Here is a 26591-nt window from a genome sequence, read left to right as displayed (position 1 = left end):
TCACATGGAACTCACCTACGGAAATAGGTGGGCTTTTTTATATTGGTGAGCTTGTACAAGTATGATAGAATAAGAACAACTGTATATTGTAGGGTGGGAGGTTACGACTGTCCTTTTCTCATTTGATGAGGGAAGGAGGTGTAGCCAATGGATCTATTTCTTCAAATAGTATTAGAGGTAATTAAGACGATTGTACGAGAACTTGTGGTTTTCGTAGTTAAGAAGATTACTTCTAAAAACAAAAAGAAGAAGACCACCCGTCAGCCTCGCAAGCGTGGGAAGTCTTCTAAATCTAAAAAGTAGTATTTAGTCGCAACTACTCACCTTGCGGTAGCAGTTACTTGAAGAGATGTTGACGCATCTCTTCTTTTATTATATACGTACAGAAACATTGAAATACCTTTAAGGAAATTATAACAAATGTAAAAACAAATGAAAAGCCCATTGAATATTCGTAACAGTGGGTTTTGGGTTGGGTACTACTATCTCATTGCACAAAAGGGACTTTGCATAAAAATAATATCATATTTTTAAAGTTGTTATATTGAGAAAAAAGAAAAGACACCCTAAGGTGCCTTCCTCCGACTTGATAACCACTTTAATTTTAATAATATGAGTGTTGGATTCTCATCCAATATCATTATATCACATTATAGAATGTTAGAAGATTGAGAAAAAATAAAAGCACTCTTTCGAGTGCCTTCAACTATTCTACTTTTAACTTAATCTCTTTACCCATCATACCGCCACGAGCTTTTAAAACTAAGCCTTGTGCGTCAGCAGGAACATCAAAAATGATTTTTCCTGTTTGAGTTAGTCCAGGGTTAAGTTGTTTTAAGAAGAAATCAGATTTACCGCCGTTACCTACATCAAAAGCCGTTTGAGCTTGTGTAGAATATTTAAATTCACGATCTTGATTATCAACTAATTTGAAGCTGTTAGCATCGACAGTGATAGCGTCTTTTTGGTTGTTAGTGATAGAGATTTCCACTACTTTAAACACACCTTGCGCTTTTTCGCTTAAGTATTGGCCACCTACTGAATCTGTTGATTCAACAGAACCTACAGCGATTTTAACTTTAGAAGATTCGCCTTCTTTAGAAAGTTCCTTTTTAGGTTCTTCTTTTTTAGGCTCAGTTTTAGCTTCTTCCTTCTTAGGTTCGTCTTTCTTTGTTTCCTGTTTTGCTTCTTGTTTTGGTTCGGTAGAAGCTGTTTTAGTTTCTTCTTTATCCTTAGTACTATTACCATAAGCTCCAAGTACTACGATAACAACGATAACCCAGAACCACCATTTTTTGTAGAACGGTTTTTTCATTATTGTTTCCTCCAGTTATGTAAAATGTAAGATTTCCGAACTTATCATAGCAAACAATTAATTCGAATATTGTCATATTTTGTCGAACGCAAATAAAAAAGAGAACCGAGTGGCTCTCTTGGTAGGATTGGTAAAATTATGTAAAATTTTACCTCTAGCAAATGGAAATGATTTCTTTTATCATGAAATCAAATCACAATATATCCTTGTTGTTTTGCAACATTTTCACGTACAATGAAACTTGTTTTGCAAAACGACCTTGCTGACGTCCATCGAGCTCCTCATAAGCTCTTTGGATATCATTGAATAGTAAACCTAGTAACGCATCTTCTTTCCTATTCTCGAAGTTAAGAAGAGCATCTGTGGAGGTGTTAAAAAACGACGCAAGTACCTTTAAACTTTCAAGATCAGGTTCATGACGATCAGTTTCCCAATTTTTGATTTGTCCGCGTGATAAACCCGTTCTTTCAGATAATTGTTCTTGCGTTAAATCGAAAGACTTTCTTAATTGTTTAATGTTTTGTCCGACTGTAGTTTTCATAGTTTGAGTATAATAATCGCCTTATCACTATACCACAATTGGTCGATAATCTGACTTTTTTAAGTGACTTAGGTATTTTTAAGGACTTGATAAATATGTATAGAACAAATGTTTGTTTAGTGGTAAAATATGCATGTGGATACTTCAAACGTCTAAATGCAAAATTGCATATTTTATTTTTAGATGATTTAAGAAACGTTGATTTAAAGCGATTTCTCAACTTTCTCAACAATTGTCTGATAACTGCACGACTGAATATTGGGAAATTTGTGGTATTATGAAAACAAATAAAATAAACGGACGTGAAAAAAGACCCACGGTGTAAGTAGTGTTGGAGCACTCTTACACTGCCCCCTAAGCCAGCTAGGGAACATTGTCGCGGATCTTGTACATACATATTATAACACACCTTAGATTGAAAGTGGCGCGTTTTCCTTTATATGTAACAAATTGGGGTTTACGTGTCTTTTGTCCACAAGGAGGACAAGCACTGTGCAAGAGGTATTAAATAAGATTTCAAATCAAATCAGTTTTCACAGAATGAGCACTCGTAAAATAGGAAAACAGATCAACACAACACATGTTACCATTTCTAATTTCCTTAATGGGAAGTCTCAAATGAGGTCTAATACTTTTGGTGAATTATTAAAAGAAGTTTTCCCCAACGATGTAACTACAAGAAGAATGTGTTGCGAAAGATATTTTTCTCAGACAGATAAACCAATCAATAAGAGGTTAGCGATGGATTATCTCGCTGTGCATGGTGAACAGGAATTATTAAAACAATTGATCGACATTGAAAAAGTATCTCATGATAAAGATAATCGTGAATGGGCTTATGTTTATGAACTAATTTACTTACGTAATAAGGGCGAATTGTCAGGGAAGAAATTACAAAAACGACTACATCAGGCAAAGAAGGAAATAAAGTTATCTACAACCGAAATGCAAATTTTATTTGAAATCTTATCGTTATTTGCAACAGCTGATAGAAGGAATTTCAAATTGCTGAATGATACTGCTGCTATCTTATTGGAAGAGGTGGATTCAATTTCAGATCCTTATTTAAAACTCTCCTTTGAATACAAAATTAAAGAATGTATGATTCAAGGACTGTTAATGTCAGGTGAAGTGGAAAAAGCAAGAACTACATGTCATGAAATTATAAACAGGGAAGAGTTACGACGACGGTTTCCGATGATCGTAGCTACTGCATATGGAACTTTAGGAGAATCGTACACTTTTGAAAGTTTTGAAACAGCAACGTATTATATTAACCAAGCAATTGAACTATTAGAGAAGAAACTTAACGCTCGTATGAGTTTACGTAACGATATGATGGTAAACACGATTGAATTTTTGAAAATAATGTGGAAAGTTGGATTAAATAATGTTCATCCGATCCATATAGCTGAGAAAGCTTATTTAGAAATTCAATTAGGGGATAATGAAAAAGCTATCCGGATGTTAGAACGTCTCAAAGAGGAAAATGGAGAGCTATCTGCATTTCAATTATATTATCTAGCTTTAGCAAAAAATGATAAAAAATTATTTGTGGAGTCTTTAAATAAGTTCGAGCAATTAGGTAATATTTTTTACTCCCAATTACCGAAGAAAAACCTAGGGATAATATAGTAAATATGGTATAATATACTTAGCAAATTAAGGAGGTATTTTATGTGTAAAATCCTTAAAGTAGTACCAGCTTTACTATTAGTTGGAGCGATTTTACTGAATCCACCAGTAAAGGAAGCACCTAAACAAGAAGCTTCAACAGCTCCGGTACTATATAAGATGGTTGATCCTGGAACTGGTTCCGGTTGATATAAAACAAATTTGATGAATAAATAATTTAATATATTATATATGAATGACATCGTCAAAATGGCGATGTCATTCGCTGTTTCTGGAGATTGGTAAGTGTTTGCCGAAATCGAAAAACACTTACCAATTGTGAAAAATTCACAAACTATAAAGAGGATGCAGGGGGAATTTGAAATGACAAAAGAGCAATTATTAAAACAGGCAGCAATTGAGTGGTTATTAAAAAGCGGTAACGATGATGTAGAGGAATTACTACAGTCAGCTGTATCAAGTACATACAAAGAAGAATAAAGAAAAAGAAAAAAGACTAACCGATTGGTAGTCTTTTTGTTATTTACCACTATTTTTTTGCTTTTTGGTATTGAACAAACATTTCTAAGTGCTCTAATGCTTTATCTTGTTCCGAATCCTCTAGTTCCGCGATTAACTTTTCAAGTCTCTTGGCCATTTCTGTTGCTTTCTCGTCATCTTCTTTTGTTAAACGTGAATCTTCAGCGCGTCCTAATAGGTAATCTGTAGTTACTTTATGATAATCAGCTATTTTCTGTATTAGTTGTAAGTCTGGTTCGTTACGATCGTTTTCGAAGTGAGAATATCTAGCTCTAGATATTTCAATACCTTTAGCAACCTCTTCTTGAGTCCTGCTGCCTCTCAACTCTTTTAACTTTTCTCCAAATGTCATTTTAATAAATCCCCTCTCGCACCGTGTCAATTATTAATAGTATATCCTCATTATAGATACAAAATGTATCGTTTTAAAGAGTTTTATTAAAAAAGATATAAAATGTATCAAAAGGGGTTGACGATACATAATGTATCAACTATACTACAGTTAACGATACAAAACGTATCAAACGGTAGGTGATGAAATGAGGAAACGACTTATAAATGAACGTGCATCAAGGAATTTAACACAAGAAGAATTGGCTTTAGCTCTAAATTTATCAACAATATTCATTCGTAAGGTAGAAAAGGGTGAAAGGAACCCTAGCGTCAAGACAATGAAGGCATATCAAAGTTTTTTCGGTGTCAGGGCAACAGAATTGTTCCCAGACATTTTTAATGACTTTGATGATACAAAATGTATCAAAGATACGAAACTTATCGGATAGGGAGGAAAGAAAATGAACCAATTACAAGTTTTCAATAATGAAGAGTTTGGACAAGTTCGAACGGTAGTAAAAGGTGAAGATGTTTGGTTTGTAGCTAAAGATGTGTGTGATGTATTAGAAATCGTAAATGCAACTAGATCATTAAGTCGCTTAGATGAAGATGAGCTTCACAGTATGAAGGTCGCTGATTCACTTGGAAGACCGCAAGATACAAATATCATCAACGAAAGCGGTCTTTACTCATTGATCATGACAAGTCGCAAACCACAAGCGAAAGCATTCAAAAAGTGGGTAACAAGCGAAGTACTTCCTTCTATTAGAAAGCATGGAGCATACATGACAGATCAAGTCCTGGAACAAGCGGTAACAAATCCAGACTTTGCAATCGGTCTTCTCACTAAATTAAAAGAAGAGAAAGAAAAGCTTGCAGCAGCACAACAACAAATCGTACAGCAACAACCATTGGTAGTCTTCGCAGAAGCGTGTATGCAGTCAGAGCAAACACTGAAAGTTAGTGAAGTTGCAAAGTTAGCGACAAAACAAGGAATAAAAATTGGTCAACGTCAGTTATTCGCAAAACTTAGAGAATGGGAGTTAATGTTCAAGCGTTCTACTGAGCCGACTCAGCCAGCTGTTGAAAAAGGATACTTTGAAATCGCACAAGGTGTTAAACAGAAACCAAATGGTGAAGCATTCACATGGACAACAACATACGTAACACCAAAAGGACAAGCCTACATCATAGACCGACTGAAGAAAGAACAAAATCAGGAGGCGGTTTAAATGATGGAGGAAAGTACATTAGCACTGGCAATCGTATCAGCGACAATATGTATATTTGTATACCTGGCGCACCGAATAGATGTCTGGGACAAGAAAACAGGATGGTCAAGAGATGACAAATAAACAGCAGCGTGATGAATACGAACAAAAGAAACTAGCATGGATCATAAAGGATTTACGAGCTAGAGGGATACATAACAGCGCAGATAAGGTTGAGGAAATGCATAAAGAGTTTATCACTCTAGCTAAATAGGACAAGCCTTCGCTTGTCGGAATATTCAGGAATCTAACGGTATCCCCCACCTAGTAAATGGGTTCCTGGATATTCCGATGCGTGAAAGCATCAAAACAAAATAAAAAGAGCCGACTACGCCTAATAATCGACTCTTTTGAAGAAATGACTCAATATCCTACCTCTATTATAACACGGTCATTTCTTCTAAGTAAATAACTACTAAGTGGAGGAATGTGAAAATGAAAGATGGCGTAATTCTGATGTATTGCAAGGATGGAGTGCTATATCCAGTAGCACTAACGAGTGAGCAAAATGAAATGCTTCAATTTTCATCGATGATGTTTCAACCATTAAAAGTTGTTTTTGATAAACCACAAGGACAAGCTATCAACTTAATGGAGGGACATAAAAATGATTGAAATTAAAGATAAACAAGTAGAACGTGCAATCGAAACTTTAAAACAAATGTCTGAAAAGGAACAAGACATCGTGAAGAAGTTAGATCTCGACTATGTAATTACGGTTTTAACAAATAAACCATATGGCGGAATGCCGTTCTAGGAGGATATAAAAATGAAATTATATGAACTTACTTTTAATTATAGAGAGTTACAAATGATGATTGAGGATGGTGTAGATCCATCGGCATTAGCAGATACATTACAAGCGATTGAGGAAAGTATCCAGGATAAAGTACAAAACACAGCGTTAGTAATTCGTAACCTTGAAGCTGATGTAGATGCTATCAAAGCAGAAGAAAAACGCCTGGCAGAGCGTAGAAAGGCAATAGAAAACAATTGTAAGAGTTTAAAAGATTACTTGTATCAACAAATGACAGCAACTGATTTAAAACGTATCAAAGGAACAATTGTAACAGTAGGTATTCAAAAGAACCCAGCAAGCTTAGATATCGCAGAAGATGCAGTAGTTCCTCCGGAATACATGATTCCGCAACCAGCAAAAGTTGATAAAAAGTCATTACTTGCAGCGGTTAAGGATGGAATGCAGTGGGATGGAATTACATTACGTCAGAGTGAAGGCGTGAGAATCCGATGAATAAGAGCGAAACGATTACTGAACTAGCAAAAGCATTAGTGAAGTTCAATTCAGAAGTTAACAAAATCGCTAAAGATGCAGACAATCCTTTCTTTAAAAACAATTACGCAACGCTAGACACGATTATAGATGAAATTAGACCAATCCTTTCTAAACACGGATTAAGCATTATGCAAATCCCAAGCGGTGACGGTCAAAACGTAACGTTAAAAACACTTCTCCTACATGAGAGTGGTGAATGGCTAGAATCAGATGAACTAACAATGAAGCCAGTGAAAAATGATCCGCAAGCAGTAGGGAGTTGCATCACATACGCAAGACGATATTCGTTAGCTGCATTCCTCAGCTTGAACACAGGTGAAGATGATGATGGTAACGGCGCTACTTATGGGAAGGACAAGCCTAAACCTAGAGGTAACAGTGGACAAGCTCCAAGTAAGCCACAAGGTAACAGTGGTAATGGTAAAGCATCTGAGAAACAAATGAAGATGATACATGCTAAGATAGCGCACATTTCAGTTCTAGCGAAAGCTGACAAACAAACGATTGAGGATACATTGAAAGGCAACATCGGAACTGACAACTTAAGCGAGATTAGCTCGCAGGTAGCATCGAAAGCAATTGAAGTACTAATGGGCTGGGAAAAACAGTATAGCCAAGCAGGATAAGGAGTGAAATTGTATGTCACGTAAACGTAAAGACATTTCGAACCAGAAATTCGGATTTCTAACAGCAATTGAATACAAAGGAAATAGTTTTTGGGAGTGTGTCTGCGAATGTGGCAACAAAAAATCATTCCTAAAACACCATTTAGAAAAAGGAATCGTTCAAAGTTGCGGATGCCAAAAATCGAGACTTCTTAGCGAAGCGAGATCTAAAGGAAAAAAATACAACAAACGACTTAATAAAATATTTGATGGTATGAAACAACGTTGCTCTAACCCTAATACTGATGCTTATAAACATTACGGCGGAAGAGGAATCAGAGTCTGTGATGAATGGCTAGAAAGTTACGATAACTTTTATTGGTGGGCCATGAAAAACGGTTATAAAGATGATTTATCAATAGACCGCATAGATGTTGATGGGGATTACTCGCCAAGCAATTGTAGATGGATTCCTCAATCACTTCAACAAAGAAACAAACGAAACACTATACAGGTAGATATTGATGGTGAAATGTTAACACTCCCCGAAATAGTGGAACGCTATTCCCTAAATAAAGGGACTGTTTTTACCAGATATTATCGGGGGTATAGAGGAAAGGCTTTGATAAGCAAACCGGGCGCATTAAGACATAACCAAAAAGGAGGGCTAAAAGATGTTCATTAATGAAGATAACAAATCTCATGTACTTTTGCCCTCTTGGGTGTGGAAGGGCGTAAGAAATGAAAAGGAAGCAAAAGCAAAGGCGATTGAGTACATTACTCCCGATCGCTACCCAGGATATAAAATAATCAAAATTCAAGGCGACATAGCGGTATGCGAAAGGGACGTGATGTGATGAGTTTTCAATGGAATAAACATAACCGAGATACAAGTAAACCAATTCCGGTTAGAGGTTACAACCTTACTAAATTACTTAAACGAGTTAGAGAATTGGAAGAAGACGGATATGAACACGTAAAGCCATATCAAAAGATTTATAAGCAAAGAAAAAGTTTTGATTATGATATGAGCCGTAACTTTGGAAACGGTGGATATAAATTTAACGGGTACACAGATACAGTTGAGTATTTGTTTGTGATGAAGAAGGTGAACTAAATGGCAGATGTTAAATGGATAAAACTTTCTACTAGCATGTTTGAAGATGAAAAGATTCGATTGATTGAAAGCTTACCAGATGCAGACACACTACTAATCATTTGGATTAAATTGTTGTCTCAAGCGGGCAGAACAAATGCCAATGGTTACATTTTCTTAAGCGAAAACATTCCTTTCACAGAAGAAATGCTTTCAACACTTTTCAATAGACCGATAGCAACAGTAAGGCTTGCTCTACAAACGTTTAAACAATTCGGAATGATTGATATCACTGATGATCAGTACATTTGCATCTCAAATTGGGAAAAGCATCAAAATGTTGATGGACTAGAGAAAATACGTGAACAAAATCGATTACGTAAGCAAAAACAAAGAGAAAAACTTAGATTAGAGACGTCACGTGACAGTCACGGGACAATCACGCAGAGTCACGCAACAGATATAGAAGAAGATAAAGAATTAGATATAGATAAAGATAAAAAGAAAGATAAAAAGAAGAAAGAAAAACCTTCTCGTCACAAGTTTGAAACTTGCGACACCAACGGGGCTAAGTATTTGTTTGAAAAAATTAAAGGTAACAACCCTAAACAAAAAGAGCCTAACTTCGATAATTGGGCAAATGAGTTTAGATTAATGCGAGAACGCGATAACAGAGAACCGCAAGAGATTAAAGATGTTATTGATTGGTGCCAAGCAGATCCATTTTGGCAAGGGAATATCTTATCTCCTAAAAAGCTACGTGAGAAGTTTGATCAACTTACTATTCAGATGAAATCTAAAAAAGGAGCGAAGAACAATGCAGAGAGCAGCGGCAGCAATACCAACCGATATAGCCAAAAAGGTGAATATGACTATGGATTCTGATGTGTGCGATACGCACGGTATGAATAAGATGAAGTTCGGTGGACAAGTTGTTTGCCCTCGATGCTTCCTTGAAAACGAAAGTAAGAAGCTTCAGCAACAGGAGCAAGCGAAATACGATGCAGATAAAGCGAACGAGAAGAAATTCATGTTCCATCAACAAAGTATGATTGCGGATAGCAACATTAAGAAAGCTAACTTTGATAATTATCAACCTACTAGCGAGGAAGGAGCGAAGAACCTTGAACTCGCAAAGGTCATTGCAACGGATTACCTTAACGGAAAGATTTTCAACACGATTATGGCCGGGAATTGTGGAGCTGGGAAAACGCATCTTGCTTACGCTATAGCGGATCAACTTGCAGGAGCAGGGAAGTCAGTTATCTTCGTTACAGTTGGCGAATTGCTACGGAAGATTAAAAGTACATTCAGTAAAGATTCAACATTAACCGAAGATGCAATTATAAGAAGTTTAGTAAGAGCAGAAGTATTAATAGTCGATGATTTAGGAGCTGAGTTAGGCGCGTTAGATGCAAATACAAAAGCGACAAACTTCATTAATAGGGTACTATTCGATGTTTTCGATGGTAGGCAAGGTAAATCTACTATCTTCACGACAAACCTTACAGGAGAACGTTTAGAGGGCGCATATGATGAACGAATTGTATCGCGTATCTTCAACAACTTTAAAGCGCTTGTTTTCAAAGATACAAAGGATTACAGAAGAAAGGCATTACCATTTTAAAAGGGGGAATTAAGATGTGTGCATGTAATGGAACGGGAGTAATTCAGAACGACATTGGAATGGGAATGTATCAATTTGGACCATGCGTTTGCGAAGCGGCGAACCAGACACCTGAAGAAGTAGATAAAAAGCGTCATGCCGTTATGGCGGAGTTAAAAGCGATTCATCAATTACAACTGGAGGGGAAATGGGATGCCAAGACTTGGAACGGATTTGGAAAAGGAGAATTACACAATAGCAGCGCAGCAAAGGAAGTACATGAAGAACTCGCGTCGTAACATGTATATCGCTTTAGAAGAACTGGATCTGGTATTTGATGAAAGTGAAGTAATTCGATTACAAGAAATGTGGAAAGAGAATAAAAATATTATCGAAATTGCAAAAGAACTGGGAAGACACCAGTTAGAAATCGCAGCACTAATAATGGATCAAGCGGATAAGAACGAGATACAATCCCGTCCAATGGGGTTAGGGGCATGAAGCAACTAACGCTTGAGGATGTGGTAGGAAGTTTTGACTATACAGCTAAGAGCACGGCCGAACAATTCCTAGCAAAGCCTAGCGTCATAACGTCATACGAGGTTCATTTCTACGATCAAGACGAAAAGCAAAAGATGGATTGCTTTGATACTAATACTGAAAGCAAGGCATGGAATGCAGCGTTAGAAGAACACGGGAAGGGTATTCAGAAGATTGAGATAAAACGTTCAAATCGTACAAGGGCTGAATTTTTAGCACTAGATTAGGAGGGAGAACATGGCTTTAGATCGTTGGCTTACTGATGAGGAACGAGCAATGGCAAAAGCTAATGGAATAGGTACAAAAACATTATATTATCGCCTATATATATCTGATAAATGGGAACTAGAGGAAGCCTTAACCGCGCCACCCAGAACGGTTAGGCATGAATACGAAGGTGAAAATCATAAATGGCTTAAATTAGCAAAGGCCAACGGAATAAAAGTGGAGCTTTTTCATCAAAGGAGAAAACTCGGTTGGGATCATCATAAAGCGGCGACAAAACCAGTAAGAAAAAAGAAGGTGACGGGTAAATGAAATACAAACCTGTACCAACATGGGAAGACTATGAAATAGCCAAAAGGAACGGAATTAGAAAAAACAATGTAGATGTTCGTGTTAACTCTCTTGATTGGGATATAAAAAGAGCGATAACACAACCATTAGGTAAATTTGATAAATATTATGTGGAGTTAGCCAAAAAGAATGGAATTGCATATCACACATATCTTAAAAGACTTTCGCTTGGATGGAGTGAAATAAAAGCGGCAACAAAACCACCACGTAGGTATAAGAAGAAACAAACTAGCTAGCTAGGGAGGCAACATGAGCGAGAAAGACAGGTTAATAGAAAAATTGATTCAGAGGAATATATTTAAGCTACCGGATGGGCGCGACTTATTTGAAGGGAGTTGCGAGGAACTGGCGGGGCTACTAAAAGGAGATGGGGAGAATGAGAGAAGCGATTGAAGAGTATATCGAACAGTTACAGTTATCAGCAGTAGAGAACAGAAAAGAAGCGGATAAAGCTTATGATAACGAGGATTTAGGACTTGCTGGGTATTACAAAGGGCAATGGATTGCAAATGAAGGAACGGCAATAGCATTAGCAACTATCTTATCTAAATACAAGGAGGAAGAACAATGAAATATACAGAGCATGGAACTTTTGAAGTAACTCAATTATTAATGGAAGCAAAGGAGACTGAAGAGAATGGTAACTAAGATCATCGTTTACACGAAAAACAATTGTCCTAACTGTATGCACGTGAAATTCGGATTAAAGGCAGCGCAAGTTGAATTTGAAGAGAGAAACATAGAGGAAAAAGAAGAATACAGAAAAGAGTTTGATACTTACGGATATACCGCAGCGCCAGTAACGGTATTCCCAAGCGGGAATGTACTTGCGGGATTCGAAAGGAAAGAGTTTGAAGATGAATTAGGATTCTAGGAGGGATTGCGTGAAGAAAGAAACAATCGTACAAGTCAAAAGCGAGATTATATCTAATCAAGAAGAAATAAATAAGTACGAATATCATCTAGTAATGATGGATGTTGAAAGAGAAAAGACAAAGAAAAAGATAGAAGAATTAAAATGGCGTAGAGAAACATTATTAAATTGCCTATAAGGAGCGGAATTGAATGAATTTACGAGTGAAAATAAAGCGTTTGAAAGATGTGGAACTACCTAAATATGCTAAACCTGGTGATGCTGGTTTTGATCTAGTAGCAGCAGAGGACACGGTTATATGGCCAGGAGAAACAAAGGTTGTGCCAACTGGATTAGCTTTTGAAATTCCGCCAGGATATGAATTACAGGTGCGTCCACGAAGTGGTATGACACGCAATACAAAGTTAAGAGTTGCCCTTGGTACGGTGGATAGTGGATACCGTGGAGAAATTGGGGTATTAGTTGATAATACTGAGAGACAAATAAGTTTGAATATGAAAGCTCATGTAATTGAGAAGGGAACTCGCATAGCTCAAGGTGTCATAGCGCCAGTAGTAACAGCTCATTTCGTTGAAGCGGACAAGCTTTCAGATAGTGATCGTGGTACAGGCGGATTTGGAAGTACAGGCGTAAAGTAAGACAAAATTTGAATTTTGTACAAAAGGAGAAGTGAAAATATGAGTGGCGGAAGTTTTAACTATTTATGTTTTAAAGACGCGAATGAATTGTTTGAGTATGGAAAAATAGAAGATCTTGAAGCTATGGCAAGTCGTTTAATTGAGTTAGGTTATGAAGATGCAGCGAAAGAAGTACTCAATATGAAATACACTATTCAACAGTCGTTAATAAGGGTAGATGTAATGCAAGAAAGATTAAAAGGCGTGATGAAGGCAGTTGAATGGTATGACAGTTCAGATAGTGGTATTGAAGCAATTGATCAAGCAATAAAGAAATATAGAGGAGAAATTGAATAAGAGTGTCATTTTAATAGAAAAGGAGTTTAGAAGAATGGAGACATATACAGGATTTAAAGCGATTGAGCGTATGAAAACAAACTGGATTACACCTAACTCTAATAATGGCAGTGCCTATAAATATAATGAAGGGGAAATTTGGATGATGTGCGGAGGTCTTGCGGGACCTTGCAATATAACAATTAATTCTTTCTTTGACGATGAATTTGTAGATTATGAAGAGCCATTACAAATGGAAGACTGGGTTACTTCCTTAAAACACACATTCAAAATAAAAGGTAAATATACGAAAGACGGATTAGATTTTGCAATCACTGATTTTTATTCATCTGGTTGTTATCAACACTATCCATTTGAATGCTTAAGAAAAGCTACACCTGAAGAGATTGAAAAAGAAAAACGTCGCAGGATGTTTGAAAATGCAGGGCGTGAACTGAATGAATTCAAAGTAGGTGATTGTGTAAAAGATGATAATGATTCTTACATGAAAGTAGAAGATGTTATCAGCGATCTGAAAATTGTGCTTTGTTCTTATTATGATTCTAATGCATGTGCCATTGTGAGGGGAAGATTCAAATCCGTCGAGTTAATACCAGTATTCTTTGTTGAAAATATTGTGCAAGTAGAAGATTAAAACCAAACAAAAGCGTTATTTGAATAGAAAATGGCAGGTAATTGACTAAGTTACCTGCCGCGATCCAAAACAGTCCGGAGGAACAAGCTCCGTTTTAAAAGAGTGTAGTCATGGGAAGTTGACTTGTAGATAGTATGTGTAATGTGGAAAAGAATATTCGTAAAGGGGAATGAAAAATGAATACGGTTACTATTAAATTCGGTCAAGGTACAGAAGCTTGGAAGGATATGCAAGAAGTAGTTAAAGCCCTACATGATAAAGGATATATTGCTCAGCCTTACGAGGATATTGGAACGGTAAAACTAACTAAGAAAATCAATGACGAATTAGTGGATAAGAAACAGCAATTTAATTGTGATATTTGCTTTTTAAATAAGGATATTGAAGAAAAGTCTATATATCAATTTGATGAAGGTGGCGACATTGTAGCATGTGTAGATTGTGAGAAAAAAGCATTTGAACAGTCAAAAAACAAAACAAAATAGTTATTTGGCAGAAAAGGAGAATGAGATATGAATGAAATTAAATATCGGATATATGGTAAAGAAAATCGAATCATGTACAGCTGGGAAGAAATTTTGAACTTTGATAGCTTAAAAGACACTTTGAAGAATGGCGGGAAAGAAGATCAATATTATTCTCCATTGTTACCATACACGGGAATAAAGGATAAAAACGGCAAAGAAATTTATGTAGGTGACATTTTAAAAGGACCTACACTGTATGAAACACCAGAAAACACCGCGACCACTTATAGTCATTGGAAAGTAACGTATGGCAATTGTTCGTTTTATTTAGGGGATAGCCCAATTGACGAGGACATTGATTGGGTTTCAGAAGAATGTGAAGTCGTAGGAAATGTTTATGAGAATCCAGAGCTACTGATGAAAGTTTTTAAAATGAATGATTACGATTGGGTAGCTGCAAAGAACGAAGAGGAAGCGAAAAACTTTTATGAGGAATTCATAGATCGGGAGGAAATTGAAGAATATTTTGTTGGGGAAGTTAGTTTGAAAGACAAAATGCATATCAGCATTGATGAATTACCTGACGAAGAACAACGAGTAGCCACAATCGAACCAGTAATTCATAGAGGTGGAGAAACGTGTGTTTTAAGGTCATTCGAATGGGTAATAAAGCGGGATAATATTACAAATCCATGTATCATTGCTTCGACAGAATACTAAACAAAATTCTTATTTTAAAAATAGAGAGCTCTTGCCAAAGAACTCTCTTACCAAAACTTATATTGAATGAATACACACCATAATGTATGCATGTTGTTTAGGTATGTGTAGTTGTACAATAAAATCTTTATTTAAATAAAAAGAGCGCTAATCGAGAGCGCTCCTTATACCTCATTATAACGACAGTGACGAACTCACATTATTTAGAAAGGCACTATTATTGTATGTCAAAGTATGAGAGTAGTGAATGGATTTAGACAAAATCGGTATTTGAATAGAAAAAGAGATAGGGTTCACAACCCCATCTCTTCCAACAGAGATAAGTGCAGTTTTGCTTCTTCGCAATTTGGATTAATACAGTAATGAATAAACGAATGTTCATCGTGTTGTATGAGAGGTTGATCACAAGATACACATGTATATAGTGAGAGCATTTTATATACCTCCTTACAAATTATGGATTAATTTTAACATAGTTTTAGCTGGTTGAGGAGTAAGAAAAAATCGTTATTTAAATAAAAGAAACCCCGTTTGTCCGCGGGGTTCCTAAGGGTAATTGTCAAGTAATGACGTACTCAACTAAATAACCATATCATGAATTTTTTTGTAAAAACACTGGTAAATGTGTCCAAAAAAATGAGGGCATCATTTTCAACAAAAACGCTATTTTATTAGAAAGCGAGGTGGTGATATGAGTCTTACTTTTATAGACTTATTCGCAGGTGTGGGGATGATGAGAATCGGATTAGAACAAGCAGGGCATACCTGTATTGGTTTCTGCGAATGGAACAAACCTGCAAGAAAAACATATGAAGCAATGCATAACACTAGTAAGGAGTGGACGGAACATGATATCAGAAACGCAAAAGGAACTACTATTCCGAGGGCTGATATTTGGACAGCAGGGTTTCCTTGTACCGATATTTCCAAAAATGGAAAACAAAAAGGACTTGCAGGAGAACGATCAGGACTATTTACAGAAGTTATCCGGCTCATCAAAGAAGTACCTGAACATAAGAAACCTGCCTACCTGCTCTTTGAAAACGTTGATAACACATTATCAGTCAATAAAGGATGGGACTTTGCCCGTATTCTCGCTGAAATGGATGGAGTCGGGTATGATGCAGAATGGGATGTTATCACCTCAACAGAGGTTGGAATCCCTCAAAGAAGGAAAAGAATATTCATTGCAGGATATCTTAGAGGATCAGGTGTCCGACGAATATTTAGTTGATACAGAAAAGAACAGCTGTATTTTAGAAGTAACAAAAGAATATGTGAAAGTAAGGCAAGCCACTAAACAAGGATATGATATTGGCGTTGTTGGTGACGCTATTAATATAGCAGTACCAACATCTAAGACACGCAGAGGTCGCATAGGACGCGGTGTGGCACAAACATTACTTAGATCTAGGGAACAAACTACTTTACGTAACGGGAAGTTATATTGGCTCACAGAAAGAGAATCATGGAGATTACAGGGCATACCGGATGAGTACTTTGATCGAGCAAAAGAAGTAACATCACCGAATCAATTATATGCACAGGCTGGAAACGGGTTAACAGTCAATATAGCAAGGTTTATTGGTGAACGAATGGGTTATATAGAAGATTAGTATAAAAATTTCATTTTGTAGAAAAGAGGAATGGATATGAAAAGATATCGTGTTGAATTCACTGAAACGAAGTCGTATGAAGCGTATGTTGAAGCATCTGATGCAGATAAGGCGATTGATAAAGTTCGTAATGGTCTTGTGGAGGAAGAAGAACTGATTGAAAAAGATGTAATTATTGATGGGATGTACTTGCAGAAAAAGAGCAGCTAGCAAAAGCTAACTGCTCGGTTCTCCAAGGGGAACAAGGAGAAAGTAACTTAATGGGTTGTCTACAGTATTGACGGAATTTTGGGTTTTATTCAGGAGGTAGAAGAAATGAGTAGTCATTGTACGTGCCATATTAATCCGGAAGAATGCACCTTTTGTAGATGGAAAGAGATGAGAGTCGGAACATTTGGTTGTGGGGCTGCAATTAAGTTTCCTGATGGAAGAATGATAAAGCTTCACACGTTAGATATAGAACAAGCTCATGAATTAGCTGACGCATTAAGTGATTTAGTATTTGGATTTGAAATGGAGGTAGAGGGAAATGAGGAACATTAAATACAAAGTTTTGACAACAAGCTTCGATGGTAATACAGGATTGTTTCCAGTTATAGCATTACACTTTCACGATGATGAGAGAATAATGATTACTTACGATGATCCTGGTTATGGAGTAAATAAAGAATTGTTAGATGAAGGTTCTCTTATCCCATCTACAGGGTTAAAGGACAAGTACGGTAAGGATATCTATCTTGGTGATAAAGTTCGTTGGACCAAGCTACAGTATACAGATTGTAGTAGGACGGAAGTGGAAGGTACTGAAATAACTGAAGGTATAGTTGATTGGATGGATACGACATTAGTGCTAAAAAAGGATGGACATGCATTCTTTTTATGGCCAACTGCTATTGATGAACCAAATGAACTTGAAATCATAGGTAATATTTATGATTTAGAACAAATTCAAACAAAATAATCCTTTTAATAGAAAGTGAGAATAGAAGAAATGACAATTAGTAATAAATTCTGGACACGCCTGTTTACAATTTTAGTGGCGCTTAACTTAGCGACAGCTATTGTATCTGCTTTCTTGCAAAAATGGTGGCTTGCATCAGCAGGTCTTGGTGGATCGTGTTTAATGGCTGGAATAGGCTTAGTAATACTGAACGGTAAAGCTACAAAATGGGCAGCTGTATTCTTTACTGTAGCAGCTTTAGAAAACGGTTTAGAAGTAGCTAGATTGTTTTGGATGAATCAATACTCGGATTCAATTTGGAGTATAGCAAGGATTATACTGTGTGTTTACTGGATGAGAAAATATTACGTTGAGGAGGAATAAAGATGGGACTAGGAAACAGAGGTATGGCATTTGAAATGCTTATCAATCTAGCGAATGAAATGTATCAAAGAGGAGGCGTGGCGCTTATAAACAAGCGTCCGACTCCTGTAAAGGTGCTGAAGAGTAAGAATGGTCGTGTGTTGAATGGATTCTATGAAGCTAAAAGTACAGTAGACTATGACGGCGTGTATAAAGGACGAGCTATCGCATTTGAAGCAAAGTCTACAGAGAATCCCGGACGATTTGATTTAAAGAACATTGCACAGCACCAATTGGATTACCTGGAGAAAGCGGAGAAGATGGGAGCAATATGTTTCTTCCTAATTGAGTTTAGTAAGGACAAGTCAATATTCGTTGTACCACTATCGGTCATTCAATCTTATGTAAGGATGTCTCATCAACCGAAGGGCAAGAAGTCTATACCAAGAGCAGACTTTGATATTTACGGGTACTTAGTAGAACAGACAGAACGAGCGTCAGTTGATTACTTACAATACGTAGATGAAGCAGTAGATCCAGTTATATTTGATGGAATGATTCAATTTGATCAGGACCATCAAAGGGTAGAAAATAACATTGAAGCGGCAAAAGAGAAGATGGCCAACAAGAAACGTAAATTATTAAAGGCTTAATGGAGGGGAAGAGATGGGAAGAGGATTTAATTTAGTAAATGAAGTGGCGCAAGGTGTTTGGTTAGGAAAGAGAGTTTCGTTTGAATTAGATGGCGAAGTATTCTATGGAAAAATCAACTTGTTTACAAAAGATGGAGTAGAGATTAAATGGGAAGGTCCATGTCCGAGTGATGGGAAATTAGGTGGTATAGCAGTTTATGCTAACGTAGGAGTTACATTATCGCTATTAACAATATTAGAAGATTAATGGATAACGGAACCATGCAGAGTGGATGGTGGGGGCTACTTTGAAAAGACCCTACAATTATTTTGTAGAGTCTTGATATTTCTTTAAAAGATCTTCAATAGCTTCATCTAATAACTTGGATTTAGGTATGCGTGTTTCTTGAGCTAGTTTTTCAAAACGTTCATGTAGATCTTTATCAATAGCATTTGAAATTGTTTTGCGATTTTTTAGTCCTCGGTTATTCATAAATTATCACCTCATAATAAATTATACATAAAACAAAACTACTTGCAACTACATGTAGTTAAATGTATAATTGAATTATGGAGGTGAGTAACAAATGATTCTTTCAAAAAAAGTACGTTTAAAACCAACAGAGGAGCAGGAAAAACAACTTTGGAAATCCTCTGGTGTTGCAAGATGGGCATATAATTGGGCGCTAGAAAAGCAAGAAGAATCATATAAAGATGGAGGTAAATTCATTTCTCATGGTGTGCTTCGTAAAGAACTAACAACAATGAAGAAAACGAATGAATACAGTTGGTTGTATGATGTGTCGAACAATATTACTAAACAAGCCATAAAGGATTTATGTGAAGCTTACAAAAGATTTTTCACAGGCAAATCAAATAAGCCGAAATTTAAGATCCGTAAACATTCTAAACCTACATTTTATAACGATAATGAACGATTAAAAGTAAAAGAAAACAGTGTCATTATTGAAAAAGTCGGTTGGGTTAAAACTGTTGAAAAAATACCAAACTCAGATAAGTATACAAATCCTCGTATTAGTTTTGATGGGAAGTATTGGTTCATTTCAGTAGGAATCGAAACAAAGACAGAAAAACAACAATTAACAAATGAAAGTATAGGCATTGATATAGGTATTAAAGAATTAGCAACATGCTCGGACGGGCAAATATTTAAAAATATCAATAAGACATCTATTGTTAAGAAAATCGAAAAGAGACTTCGCATGTTACAACGGAAAGTTTCTCGGAAATACGAAATGAATAAGATTGGAACAAAGTTTGTCAAAACCAACAATATTATAAAAATCGAAAAGAAAATAAAGTTGTTATACAGGAAATTAACGAATATACGTGATAATCACATTCACCAAACAACAAATGCAATTGCGATAACCAAGCCTTGCAGGATTGTTATGGAAAAGTTGAATGTGAAAGGCATGATGAAGAATAGACACCTTTCGAAGTCTATAGCAAAACAGAGATTCCATGATTTTAAAGAAAAAATGAAGTATAAATGCGAAAAATATGGGATTGAATTTGTAGAAGCTGATATGTGGTATCCTTCATCAAAAATATGTTCATGTTGCGGAAATATCAAAAAGGATTTAAAACTATCTGATCGAGTCTACAAATGTGATTGTGGAAACGTAATTGATAGGGACTTAAATGCCGCAATAAACTTATCACGATATAAATTAGCAGAATAACACTATGAAAGTTACTGTTAATATGTAGGATTCGTTGTATCCGAATTTACGCCTGTGGAGTGTTATATCAAACGAAAGTAGCTTCGGCAAAATCGGACACGTAGAAGCAGGAAGCAAACAAACTTTATAGATTTTTATAGGGTTTTGGCAACGAGCTACTTTACTAAGCATCGTTGTTTAAATGTATAAAAGTTTATAGATTTTGGCAACGGGCTGTATTGTAGTCATCAATGCCTAAATATATAAAATTTATAATGCTGGCAACGAGCTACTCGCTATGCATGTTCCCTTATTCAACAAAGAGATGGAGCGTGGGATAAATGATTGAACAATTGCAAAGTACAATTAATGCTGTAAATGAATTAAAAAGCAAAGATAGATTATATATGAATCAAAAGACATTCGATAAAGTGAGCGGATCAATAGAAGGAGTAAACGAATTGAAATCTCTAGGGTTAATTATCATTACAAATTACATCCCTGATAATCAAGTTGTTAATTTCCACGACAAACAATTAAAAGTAAAGTAGTAAAATTTCACGTACCTTACGTGATGTTAAAAAGACAAATTCAGAAATAGGGGGATTACAGATGGAGCAATTAGCATTCTTTCCAGAGATCACGAATGAGGAGTACAAGGAGATACAGAGGGAAGTGGCAAAGGCGTTATTCAACTATAGAGCTTTAAAGGTTCGTATGATTAATCAGGAAGAGTGTGCAGCAGAGAATATCAGTAGTCCTTTCGTTGAAGTACGTAATACAAAGAAAATAAAGGATATAAAGTACATTCAAATGAAAAGAGCGTTAGAACATGCACTAGATCCGGAGCAGAGAGAAATTATTGAGAGGAAATATCTTAAAAATGGATTGATGAGCGATAAAGCGGTGAAGGCACAAATGATGATGGAGAATAACTGGTTCTATATACAAAAGAAGCATGCGATTATGGCACTTGCTGAGGCGTTACTTATTATTTAAAAACACGGATAAAATGCGGATAAATTAACGATAAAGGAGCGGATAAGTAGATGCGTGATTCAAATTATCATTATCTTACAAGCTTATTAACGAGCTTTGGACAGCCCTTTGACAACCGCATATCGAAGAGGATTAGTACACCTATCAGTGAAACGTTCTTATGCGAGAATGTCACGGTAACGTATACCGCATAGTAGGGCGGGCAAGGCGGTAAGAACCCGCGTTAAGACGAAAAGACCAATTAAAACAAATGAAGACATATTCCAGTGTGGCGAGTGTGAGATAACTCGCATTCGTCATGCTGTTTCTATTGTGTTTAGTGATCAGCTCAGAGACCGCCATGTCCTCTGGGTTGATGGTGAACATAGTACCTCTTATTCTCTGTTAATGTTGTTCTTGAAAATGGAAATGGGGTGATGGTCCATGATTGGATGATTACGCGTTTCTAAATATTAATAAGAATACAGAGCTGCTTCATCAATTTGAACCGGGAATTAATTTAACGAATTACTCACATCTTTCGTTAGGCAAAGAGTTCCGCTCTTTGTTTGAACTAATATAGTGGAGCCTCCTCTCCATCCCTTTGAAAATATGTTAGTTCAAACAAGGCGTCGGAAGAAACATATACGTCTTGGATATAATATTTCCGGCTATATAAATGTTTTGGTCAGCTAAGGCTTTGCGACAGCTGATGTATTGACCGACTCTTCGGAACATAAACAAGAGAGTCCCTAGCTCTCTTTGAACCGATGACAGCTCTTACGCATGGAGCACCTACTGAACGTCGTCGGTTGAAAGAGGTTATAGACCTCATGCTTTGGGACTTGCTCCCCGGCGCAACTGAGCGCAGATCATACAGGAATGGATTGACTCGAGGAACGATTCATTCCGACTCTACGGAGTATAAACGAGAAGGCCTTTCCCTTCTCCAAGCAACCGAACACGATAACCAGGATAGCTAAAGAGCTAAAAACTGAGTCGCATTGTATGTATCGGTTGTTTTGAGAAGGTTGAGAGTAATCTTGACCTTGAAATGATTGCGAAATTCCCCTTTCGTGAATGATTTCTCCCATCCCCTTTAATATTTTTATAAGCCGTAAAAGAGCTGTCACTTCGGTGATGGCTTTTTTGTTTTTTGTAAACTAGGGATTATCAATTATGTTAGTTCCTAGTTTAGAGAGAATAAAATTCTTTACTATATAGAAATTACACATTAAACGTAAAACAGAACAAAATGGACATTTGGTTAGGAGGATGAATGATTACATGAAAGAAGCAGTAGATAAGTTAACTGGATACTTAAATAAATTAGTCGAAGAAAAGAAAGTTGTTATTGAAAAAGATGATGTGAATTCTGTTATAGAAAGTGTAGAAGCATTTTTGTCCGCTAATGGATACGATTATAGTTATAGCGAAAACATGACAGATCAGGTGTTAATTATTGTTTTCTAAACTAATCAAGGAGGATGAATGATGAAGAATGAAATTAAAGTAGAAGTAACTGAGGATTTTAGTATATATGACCACACAGGTAAGGTATTACTTCAGGAATTCCATGAAGGTGAGCAATATGATATTAAGTTAAATGATGATACATGGGAATTTATTTGTGGTGAAACAGTAGCTGCTGAGTATGACCAATTTGGAAAACTAACTGTACATGAGTGTTTTAAAGTAATTCAATGATTAAACCGATAGCAATTATCGTAGGCGCTGCCGTTATCTGGGTGGCGTCTTGTTTGTTGTTAAGGAAAGATAAGGGGTGAGGGTAATGTGGGGTCCAACTACTTTTAAAGATGTACTAGAGTTGTATTGGGAATATAAGTGGTATGTATTAAAAAGAGCATGCGTCCCTTGTTTAATTGGATTAGGGACAGGATGGCTTATATGGGGATAAAGGGCTTCATAAAAGAGATGTTCTGTGCTCATCATTGGGTTTACATTGAACCACCTCCTTTCTCGAGAAGAAAGTGTAAAAAGTGCGAGAGAGAAGAGTACTGGAGTGGACACGTTTATACAAAATCACTTAAAGAATGGTGAGGTGATGAAATGCATTGGTTAGATTTCTTGATTGGTTGTTGTGCGGGAGCATTACTCGGAATTGTATTCTGCTCTTGGTTAGAAAAGAGAAGTGAACGGGAAAGAAATCGTGAAATTGAATTATCATTGCGAAAAGAAATGGAACAATTGAAAGCTATGAAAGGCGAGGGATGAGGAAGTGGATTGGATAGACTTCTTTGGGATTCTAATATGGCTAATCATCCTTCGCATGTATTATCGATATGTTACAAAACAAACGAACACAACGAACGAAAATAGAGGAGGAGGAAAATGGACTTAGAGTTATTTAAAGAGGAAGTTAATAAGAGGATGAGAGAAAAACATTCGAGAATGCCACTTGATACAGACGGATGGATAACTGTTATGTATGAATGTATTTCAGTTTATAACGAGAACTACGAAAAGGAAATATGTAAGTCTGTTGCAAAAGAGATGAGAACCTCACAAAAGTATAGGTAGTTAACTTGGTGAAGTTTATGCAGGAAATAACGGTGATTAGGTGCTGAAAACCCGCTAAACTACGTTGTGTATAAAATCATGCATAAAGAACTGGTATTATATGTTACAGGAAGTTAGTGTTATCAACGATTTCCCATAATATCGGTTTTTGAGAACTGCCGATAACAATAATTATGTAAACTAAATAGAAAACTAGATGAATATATTATTAATTTCCCTGTATAAATCGAATTTGACTATAAATAAATGAAAATAAGATTCTTTTGAGGTGATTTCGTGCTGATCTATACAGTTATGATGTGGGACCATACTGATACGGATATTATGTTAGCTACCGCAGACAGAAAAGAAGCATTAAAAGAATTTGATTCATGTGTAGCATTCTCGCTTCAAGTTTGGGAAAAAGGCGAAGTACTAATTGAGATAATAAATAGTGAAGGCGAATATTTCGCTGATGGTGGATTAGAAAGATATCCAGAAAAAGGACAACGGTTATTTAATGAGATAGTTGAACAATTACAGTAGCGAATCCGCTGCTTTTTATTTTATAAAGAAAAAAGCCCTAAACGGGGCTAGATACTTTTCTTCATGCCACATTTACGGCATTCTCTTAAATAGATGAAATCTTTAACGGAACTTTTGAATGCGGTATTTCCACAATTATCACAGCGACCACTGATTTTATCAGGATGTTCTGTGTAAGAGTATATCTTACTTAGATCATACTTTTGTTCATGTTCTTTATTTTCCATTAGTCTCACCTACATATCAATCTGAATTAATACAGCTTTATCATAATAACATGAAGCGTTCATATAATGGATGTTTTTATTTAGCAAAGAGAACCTGCAAACCTGCAGATTCTCCTGATAATGATTTATGGAGCAAGACCCGAAAATATAATACATCGAGTTTTAGAGAATTTCAAGAATAAATTAGGGATTACCGCGAGGTGGTGAATATGGCTAGGCAACGAAGCCCAGATCGTGATAAAGCGTTTGAAATATACAAAGAAAGTAAAGGTGAGAAGCCGCTTGTCGAGATTGCTGAAGAGTTAGGTATAAAAAATCCTTCGCAAATTAGAAAGTGGAAATCTCAGGACAAATGGGATGAAAAAATAAATGGTAACGTAACTATTGCAAAAAGGAGCGTTACTAATGTTAAAAATCCCAAAACGAAAGCTAAATTAAAAGAGATATTAGATGATGAAGAGCTATCCGAAAAGGAGCGGCTCTTTTGTTTGTATTACGTGAAATACTTCAATGGTACACAAGCTGCGTTAAAAGCTGGATACTCCAAAGACGGTGCTCATGTACAAGCGAGTCGATTACTAAGACGTGAACGAGTTTCTTCATATATAAAAGAGCTTAAGGGTGAGTTAGTTGAAAATGTATTTGTAGAAGCGCTGGATGTGCTAAAAGAGTACATTAAGATTGCTTTTGCGGATATTACTAACTATGTGACCTTTGGACAAAGAGAGGTTGAATTCCAAGATGATGAAGGAAATCAATTCACTAGAATGATGAACTTCGTTGATTTACAAGAGGCAGATTTGGTAGATGGCTCTATTATTACCGAAGTTAAACAAGGAAAAGACGGTGTATCAGTTAAGCTTGCTGATAAGATGAAGGCGCTGGATAAGTTATCTCAGTACTTCGACTTAGTACCAGATACATTTAAGCATCAAATTGAAGCGGAAAGATATCGAATGCAACAAGAAATGCAGAAGGTACAGATTGAGAAAGTTAAAGCAGATACTGAATTCGCTAAGATACGTACTGCTAAACTCAAAGGTCAACAAAAAGATACTTCACTACTCGATGCATTAATAGAAGGGCGTAAACAATATGAGCAAAACAGCGATTAAGTTTTCTCCTAAACAGTTAGAAGTAATCTATCGACCATACAATTACACTTTCGATGTACTGGAAGGCACTCCGCGTTCAGGTAAAACAACAGCAGGGCACTTTCGCTATGCTGACTATTTGACGTGGGCACGAGATACAAACCATTTGATTGTTGCTTATAACCAAGAGCAAGCGCACCGGCTGTTTATCGATGGCGATGGTACTGGATTGCAAAATATATTTGGTAACTTAGCTGACATTAAACATGATGAGCGTGGTTCGCACTTAGAAATACACACACCGAATGGAATAAAACGTGTCTATTATAAGGGAGCGGGAAAGAGTAACAGTGTCGGCGCTATAACGGGTATGTCGCTTGGAAGTGTAGTGTTTTGTGAGATTAACTTACTCAACATGGGCATGATTCAAGAATGTTTCCGTCGTACTTTTGCAGCACAGGACCGTTACCACTTAGCGGATTTAAACCCGCCTGCTCCTAACCATCCAGTTATTTCAGAAGTGTTTGATGTGCAAAACACACGTTGGACGCATTGGACTCCTGATGATAATCCAATTCTTACTGAGAAGAGGAAGCAGGAAATACACGAGATCCTTTCTAAGAATCCTTACTTACTAGAACGAGATTGGTTCGGTAGAAGGGTTATGCCACAGGGTGTTATCTATTCAATGTTTGATATGAAAAAGAACATACTCCCTGCTATTCGTGGCCAAAGATACGAAATGTATTTTACTGCTGATGGTGGTCAATCCGATGCGACTTCATGTAGCTGCAATATTGTTGTGAGGTATGAAGACAAATTCAGACTGCTGCGAGTAGCTAATTACTATCATAGCGGTAAGGACACGGGGCAAGTTAAAGCGATGTCCACTTATGCAAAAGAAATTAAGAAATTTATGGAGTGGTGCGTTAAGAAGTTTGAAATGCACTATACAGAAGTATTCGTGGACCCTGCGTGTAAATCTTTAAG

50 protein-coding genes and 2 pseudogenes are annotated in these 26591 nt (G+C 36.5%); 47 read left to right on the top strand and 5 right to left on the bottom strand.

Annotation, left to right across the window (positions count from 1 at the left end; translation table 11 throughout):
- Positions 1-706 precede the first annotated feature (706 nt).
- Together BLT20_RS26990 and BLT20_RS26985 are read right to left on the bottom strand one after the other, a co-directional pair.
- Positions 707-1315, bottom strand: a complete 609-nt coding sequence (locus BLT20_RS26990; RefSeq protein ID WP_000742860.1) for a DUF4352 domain-containing protein — start codon at positions 1313-1315, stop codon at positions 707-709.
- Positions 1316-1508: 193 nt separating this feature from the next.
- Positions 1509-1856, bottom strand: a complete 348-nt coding sequence (locus BLT20_RS26985) for a helix-turn-helix transcriptional regulator (RefSeq protein ID WP_000859165.1) — start codon at positions 1854-1856, stop codon at positions 1509-1511.
- Positions 1857-2348: 492 nt separating this feature from the next.
- Here BLT20_RS26985 and BLT20_RS26980 point away from each other — a divergent pair, with 492 nt between their 5' ends.
- Together BLT20_RS26980 and BLT20_RS30675 are read left to right on the top strand one after the other, a co-directional pair.
- Positions 2349-3491 carry an AimR family lysis-lysogeny pheromone receptor gene (locus tag BLT20_RS26980; RefSeq protein WP_033684610.1) on the top strand — a complete coding sequence of 381 codons (1143 nt, stop codon included), beginning with the start codon at positions 2349-2351 and terminating at the stop codon, positions 3489-3491.
- A gap of 42 nt (positions 3492-3533) precedes the next feature.
- Entirely contained in the window at positions 3534-3680 is a 147-nt protein-coding gene (locus BLT20_RS30675; protein WP_000335115.1) for a hypothetical protein, read from the top strand.
- A 340-nt stretch (positions 3681-4020) separates the two neighbouring features.
- Here BLT20_RS30675 and BLT20_RS26970 read toward each other — a convergent pair whose 3' ends face one another.
- The gene (locus tag BLT20_RS26970) at positions 4021-4362 is read right to left on the bottom strand and encodes a helix-turn-helix domain-containing protein (RefSeq protein ID WP_000142631.1); all 342 of its coding nucleotides are present in this window, start codon (positions 4360-4362) and stop codon (positions 4021-4023) included.
- 187 nt (positions 4363-4549) lie between these two features.
- On the opposite strand from BLT20_RS26970, the gene BLT20_RS26965 reads away from it, so the two are divergent.
- The 34 genes and pseudogenes from BLT20_RS26965 (at position 4550) to BLT20_RS26820 (ending at position 18819) form a co-directional block, all read left to right on the top strand.
- Positions 4550-4792, top strand: coding sequence for a helix-turn-helix transcriptional regulator (locus BLT20_RS26965; protein WP_001231651.1), 243 nt, complete (start codon positions 4550-4552; stop codon positions 4790-4792).
- A 12-nt stretch (positions 4793-4804) separates the two neighbouring features.
- Positions 4805-5575: a phage antirepressor Ant gene (locus BLT20_RS26960; RefSeq protein WP_001072782.1), complete on the top strand. Its 771-nt coding sequence runs from the start codon at positions 4805-4807 to the stop codon at positions 5573-5575.
- Between the two features lie 79 nt (positions 5576-5654).
- Positions 5655-5828: a hypothetical protein gene (locus tag BLT20_RS30670; protein WP_002026743.1), complete on the top strand. Its 174-nt coding sequence runs from the start codon at positions 5655-5657 to the stop codon at positions 5826-5828.
- A gap of 221 nt (positions 5829-6049) precedes the next feature.
- The gene (locus BLT20_RS26955) at positions 6050-6229 is read left to right on the top strand and encodes a hypothetical protein (protein ID WP_073340130.1); all 180 of its coding nucleotides are present in this window, start codon (positions 6050-6052) and stop codon (positions 6227-6229) included.
- Entirely contained in the window at positions 6222-6371 is a 150-nt protein-coding gene (locus BLT20_RS30665) for a hypothetical protein (protein ID WP_176944011.1), read from the top strand. The genes BLT20_RS26955 and BLT20_RS30665 overlap by 8 nt, the downstream gene beginning before the upstream one ends.
- 12 nt (positions 6372-6383) lie before the next feature.
- Positions 6384-6866 (top strand): siphovirus Gp157 family protein, encoded by a 483-nt coding sequence (locus BLT20_RS26950; protein WP_073340135.1) that lies wholly within the window; start codon positions 6384-6386, stop codon positions 6864-6866.
- Complete coding sequence (locus BLT20_RS26945) at positions 6863-7534, top strand: ERF family protein (RefSeq protein ID WP_073340139.1); 672 nt, start codon at positions 6863-6865, stop codon at positions 7532-7534. The genes BLT20_RS26950 and BLT20_RS26945 overlap by 4 nt, the downstream gene beginning before the upstream one ends.
- A 13-nt stretch (positions 7535-7547) precedes the next feature.
- Positions 7548-8198, top strand: a complete 651-nt coding sequence (locus BLT20_RS26940; protein WP_073340142.1) for a hypothetical protein — start codon at positions 7548-7550, stop codon at positions 8196-8198.
- Complete coding sequence (locus BLT20_RS26935) at positions 8188-8370, top strand: hypothetical protein (RefSeq protein ID WP_073340146.1); 183 nt, start codon at positions 8188-8190, stop codon at positions 8368-8370. The genes BLT20_RS26940 and BLT20_RS26935 overlap by 11 nt, the downstream gene beginning before the upstream one ends.
- Entirely contained in the window at positions 8370-8630 is a 261-nt protein-coding gene (locus tag BLT20_RS26930) for a hypothetical protein (RefSeq protein ID WP_000009981.1), read from the top strand. Before BLT20_RS26935 ends, BLT20_RS26930 begins: the two co-directional genes overlap by 1 nt.
- Positions 8631-9494 carry a phage replisome organizer N-terminal domain-containing protein gene (locus BLT20_RS26925; RefSeq protein WP_073340151.1) on the top strand — a complete coding sequence of 288 codons (864 nt, stop codon included), beginning with the start codon at positions 8631-8633 and terminating at the stop codon, positions 9492-9494.
- Entirely contained in the window at positions 9478-10236 is a 759-nt protein-coding gene (locus BLT20_RS26920) for an ATP-binding protein (RefSeq protein WP_083605821.1), read from the top strand. Before BLT20_RS26925 ends, BLT20_RS26920 begins: the two co-directional genes overlap by 17 nt.
- Positions 10237-10250: 14 nt before the next feature.
- A complete protein-coding gene (locus tag BLT20_RS26915; RefSeq protein ID WP_073340158.1) occupies positions 10251-10514 on the top strand; it encodes a hypothetical protein in 264 nt (87 codons plus the stop codon).
- The gene (locus BLT20_RS26910; protein ID WP_073340162.1) at positions 10429-10716 is read left to right on the top strand and encodes a helix-turn-helix domain containing protein; all 288 of its coding nucleotides are present in this window, start codon (positions 10429-10431) and stop codon (positions 10714-10716) included. Before BLT20_RS26915 ends, BLT20_RS26910 begins: the two co-directional genes overlap by 86 nt.
- Positions 10713-10982 carry a hypothetical protein gene (locus BLT20_RS26905; protein ID WP_073340165.1) on the top strand — a complete coding sequence of 90 codons (270 nt, stop codon included), beginning with the start codon at positions 10713-10715 and terminating at the stop codon, positions 10980-10982. Before BLT20_RS26910 ends, BLT20_RS26905 begins: the two co-directional genes overlap by 4 nt.
- 10 nt (positions 10983-10992) lie before the next feature.
- Positions 10993-11292, top strand: coding sequence for a hypothetical protein (locus BLT20_RS26900; protein WP_073340169.1), 300 nt, complete (start codon positions 10993-10995; stop codon positions 11290-11292).
- The gene (locus BLT20_RS26895; RefSeq protein WP_073340172.1) at positions 11289-11567 is read left to right on the top strand and encodes a hypothetical protein; all 279 of its coding nucleotides are present in this window, start codon (positions 11289-11291) and stop codon (positions 11565-11567) included. Before BLT20_RS26900 ends, BLT20_RS26895 begins: the two co-directional genes overlap by 4 nt.
- Positions 11568-11580: 13 nt before the next feature.
- Complete coding sequence (locus BLT20_RS26890; RefSeq protein ID WP_073340175.1) at positions 11581-11724, top strand: Fur-regulated basic protein FbpA; 144 nt, start codon at positions 11581-11583, stop codon at positions 11722-11724.
- Positions 11708-11902 carry a hypothetical protein gene (locus BLT20_RS26885; RefSeq protein ID WP_141769999.1) on the top strand — a complete coding sequence of 65 codons (195 nt, stop codon included), beginning with the start codon at positions 11708-11710 and terminating at the stop codon, positions 11900-11902. The genes BLT20_RS26890 and BLT20_RS26885 overlap by 17 nt, the downstream gene beginning before the upstream one ends.
- 66 nt (positions 11903-11968) lie before the next feature.
- Positions 11969-12205, top strand: coding sequence for a glutaredoxin domain-containing protein (locus BLT20_RS26880; protein WP_073340182.1), 237 nt, complete (start codon positions 11969-11971; stop codon positions 12203-12205).
- Between the two features lie 10 nt (positions 12206-12215).
- Positions 12216-12383: a hypothetical protein gene (locus BLT20_RS30660; RefSeq protein ID WP_176944010.1), complete on the top strand. Its 168-nt coding sequence runs from the start codon at positions 12216-12218 to the stop codon at positions 12381-12383.
- A gap of 13 nt (positions 12384-12396) precedes the next feature.
- Positions 12397-12843, top strand: a complete 447-nt coding sequence (gene dut / locus BLT20_RS26875; RefSeq protein ID WP_073340186.1) for a dUTP diphosphatase — start codon at positions 12397-12399, stop codon at positions 12841-12843.
- 39 nt (positions 12844-12882) lie between these two features.
- Positions 12883-13179, top strand: coding sequence for a hypothetical protein (locus tag BLT20_RS26870; protein ID WP_073340191.1), 297 nt, complete (start codon positions 12883-12885; stop codon positions 13177-13179).
- Positions 13180-13213: 34 nt separating this feature from the next.
- The gene (locus BLT20_RS30655; protein ID WP_073340196.1) at positions 13214-13813 is read left to right on the top strand and encodes a hypothetical protein; all 600 of its coding nucleotides are present in this window, start codon (positions 13214-13216) and stop codon (positions 13811-13813) included.
- Positions 13814-13989: 176 nt separating this feature from the next.
- Entirely contained in the window at positions 13990-14298 is a 309-nt protein-coding gene (locus BLT20_RS26860; protein ID WP_001099200.1) for a DUF8088 domain-containing protein, read from the top strand.
- A gap of 27 nt (positions 14299-14325) precedes the next feature.
- Positions 14326-14637 (top strand): annotated as a pseudogene (locus tag BLT20_RS31200) (YopX family protein); the annotation flags it as partial.
- A gap of 57 nt (positions 14638-14694) precedes the next feature.
- The gene (locus BLT20_RS31195; protein ID WP_033679841.1) at positions 14695-15000 is read left to right on the top strand and encodes a hypothetical protein; all 306 of its coding nucleotides are present in this window, start codon (positions 14695-14697) and stop codon (positions 14998-15000) included.
- Positions 15001-15691: 691 nt separating this feature from the next.
- Positions 15692-16616: pseudogene (locus BLT20_RS31190) on the top strand (DNA cytosine methyltransferase).
- A gap of 36 nt (positions 16617-16652) precedes the next feature.
- A complete protein-coding gene (locus tag BLT20_RS30650) occupies positions 16653-16826 on the top strand; it encodes a hypothetical protein (RefSeq protein WP_172852281.1) in 174 nt (57 codons plus the stop codon).
- A gap of 105 nt (positions 16827-16931) precedes the next feature.
- Entirely contained in the window at positions 16932-17159 is a 228-nt protein-coding gene (locus BLT20_RS26840) for a hypothetical protein (protein ID WP_073340208.1), read from the top strand.
- A 10-nt stretch (positions 17160-17169) separates the two neighbouring features.
- Complete coding sequence (locus BLT20_RS26835) at positions 17170-17577, top strand: YopX family protein (RefSeq protein ID WP_176955187.1); 408 nt, start codon at positions 17170-17172, stop codon at positions 17575-17577.
- A gap of 30 nt (positions 17578-17607) precedes the next feature.
- Positions 17608-17940: a permease gene (locus tag BLT20_RS26830; RefSeq protein ID WP_073340215.1), complete on the top strand. Its 333-nt coding sequence runs from the start codon at positions 17608-17610 to the stop codon at positions 17938-17940.
- Positions 17941-17942: 2 nt separating this feature from the next.
- A complete protein-coding gene (locus tag BLT20_RS26825; protein ID WP_073340220.1) occupies positions 17943-18572 on the top strand; it encodes a Holliday junction resolvase RecU in 630 nt (209 codons plus the stop codon).
- A gap of 13 nt (positions 18573-18585) precedes the next feature.
- Entirely contained in the window at positions 18586-18819 is a 234-nt protein-coding gene (locus BLT20_RS26820) for a hypothetical protein (RefSeq protein ID WP_025921805.1), read from the top strand.
- Positions 18820-18876: 57 nt separating this feature from the next.
- Here BLT20_RS26820 and BLT20_RS26815 read toward each other — a convergent pair whose 3' ends face one another.
- On the bottom strand, positions 18877-19044 hold the full coding sequence (locus BLT20_RS26815) for a ribbon-helix-helix domain-containing protein (RefSeq protein WP_073340224.1): 168 nt from the start codon (positions 19042-19044) through the stop codon (positions 18877-18879).
- A gap of 94 nt (positions 19045-19138) precedes the next feature.
- On the opposite strand from BLT20_RS26815, the gene BLT20_RS26810 reads away from it, so the two are divergent.
- The 9 genes from BLT20_RS26810 to BLT20_RS26780 all read left to right on the top strand — a co-directional run bounded on the left by BLT20_RS26810 (position 19139) and on the right by BLT20_RS26780 (position 24280).
- The gene (locus BLT20_RS26810) at positions 19139-20257 is read left to right on the top strand and encodes an RNA-guided endonuclease InsQ/TnpB family protein (protein ID WP_073340227.1); all 1119 of its coding nucleotides are present in this window, start codon (positions 19139-19141) and stop codon (positions 20255-20257) included.
- Positions 20258-20577: 320 nt separating this feature from the next.
- Positions 20578-20787, top strand: a complete 210-nt coding sequence (locus tag BLT20_RS26805; RefSeq protein WP_073340231.1) for a hypothetical protein — start codon at positions 20578-20580, stop codon at positions 20785-20787.
- A gap of 61 nt (positions 20788-20848) precedes the next feature.
- On the top strand, positions 20849-21235 hold the full coding sequence (locus BLT20_RS26800) for an ArpU family phage packaging/lysis transcriptional regulator (protein WP_073340235.1): 387 nt from the start codon (positions 20849-20851) through the stop codon (positions 21233-21235).
- A gap of 1266 nt (positions 21236-22501) precedes the next feature.
- Positions 22502-22687 carry a hypothetical protein gene (locus BLT20_RS26795; RefSeq protein WP_073340238.1) on the top strand — a complete coding sequence of 62 codons (186 nt, stop codon included), beginning with the start codon at positions 22502-22504 and terminating at the stop codon, positions 22685-22687.
- A gap of 21 nt (positions 22688-22708) precedes the next feature.
- Positions 22709-22921: a hypothetical protein gene (locus tag BLT20_RS26790; protein WP_073340242.1), complete on the top strand. Its 213-nt coding sequence runs from the start codon at positions 22709-22711 to the stop codon at positions 22919-22921.
- 85 nt (positions 22922-23006) lie between these two features.
- On the top strand, positions 23007-23132 hold the full coding sequence (locus tag BLT20_RS31185; RefSeq protein WP_256332042.1) for a hypothetical protein: 126 nt from the start codon (positions 23007-23009) through the stop codon (positions 23130-23132).
- Between the two features lie 152 nt (positions 23133-23284).
- Entirely contained in the window at positions 23285-23449 is a 165-nt protein-coding gene (locus tag BLT20_RS30645; protein ID WP_176944008.1) for a hypothetical protein, read from the top strand.
- 117 nt (positions 23450-23566) lie between these two features.
- A complete protein-coding gene (locus BLT20_RS26785) occupies positions 23567-23755 on the top strand; it encodes a hypothetical protein (RefSeq protein WP_061685235.1) in 189 nt (62 codons plus the stop codon).
- A 276-nt stretch (positions 23756-24031) separates the two neighbouring features.
- Positions 24032-24280 carry a metallophosphoesterase family protein gene (locus BLT20_RS26780; RefSeq protein WP_073340246.1) on the top strand — a complete coding sequence of 83 codons (249 nt, stop codon included), beginning with the start codon at positions 24032-24034 and terminating at the stop codon, positions 24278-24280.
- A gap of 47 nt (positions 24281-24327) precedes the next feature.
- Here BLT20_RS26780 and BLT20_RS31180 read toward each other — a convergent pair whose 3' ends face one another.
- Positions 24328-24507 (bottom strand): DUF8096 family protein, encoded by a 180-nt coding sequence (locus BLT20_RS31180; RefSeq protein ID WP_025921811.1) that lies wholly within the window; start codon positions 24505-24507, stop codon positions 24328-24330.
- Between the two features lie 209 nt (positions 24508-24716).
- Between BLT20_RS31180 and BLT20_RS26770 the strand changes: the two genes are divergently transcribed.
- Together BLT20_RS26770 and BLT20_RS26765 are read left to right on the top strand one after the other, a co-directional pair.
- A complete protein-coding gene (locus BLT20_RS26770) occupies positions 24717-25622 on the top strand; it encodes a terminase small subunit (RefSeq protein WP_073340251.1) in 906 nt (301 codons plus the stop codon).
- On the top strand, positions 25603-26591 hold a 989-nt coding region (locus BLT20_RS26765; protein ID WP_090869599.1), incomplete at its 3' end, for a PBSX family phage terminase large subunit. The genes BLT20_RS26770 and BLT20_RS26765, both read left to right, overlap by 20 nt.

The organism is Bacillus sp. cl96, from assembly GCF_900100505.1.
In the GTDB taxonomy this organism is placed as follows: Bacteria; Bacillota; Bacilli; order Bacillales; family Bacillaceae_G; genus Bacillus_A; species Bacillus_A cereus.
This window is presented reverse-complemented; position numbering and strand designations above follow the sequence as displayed.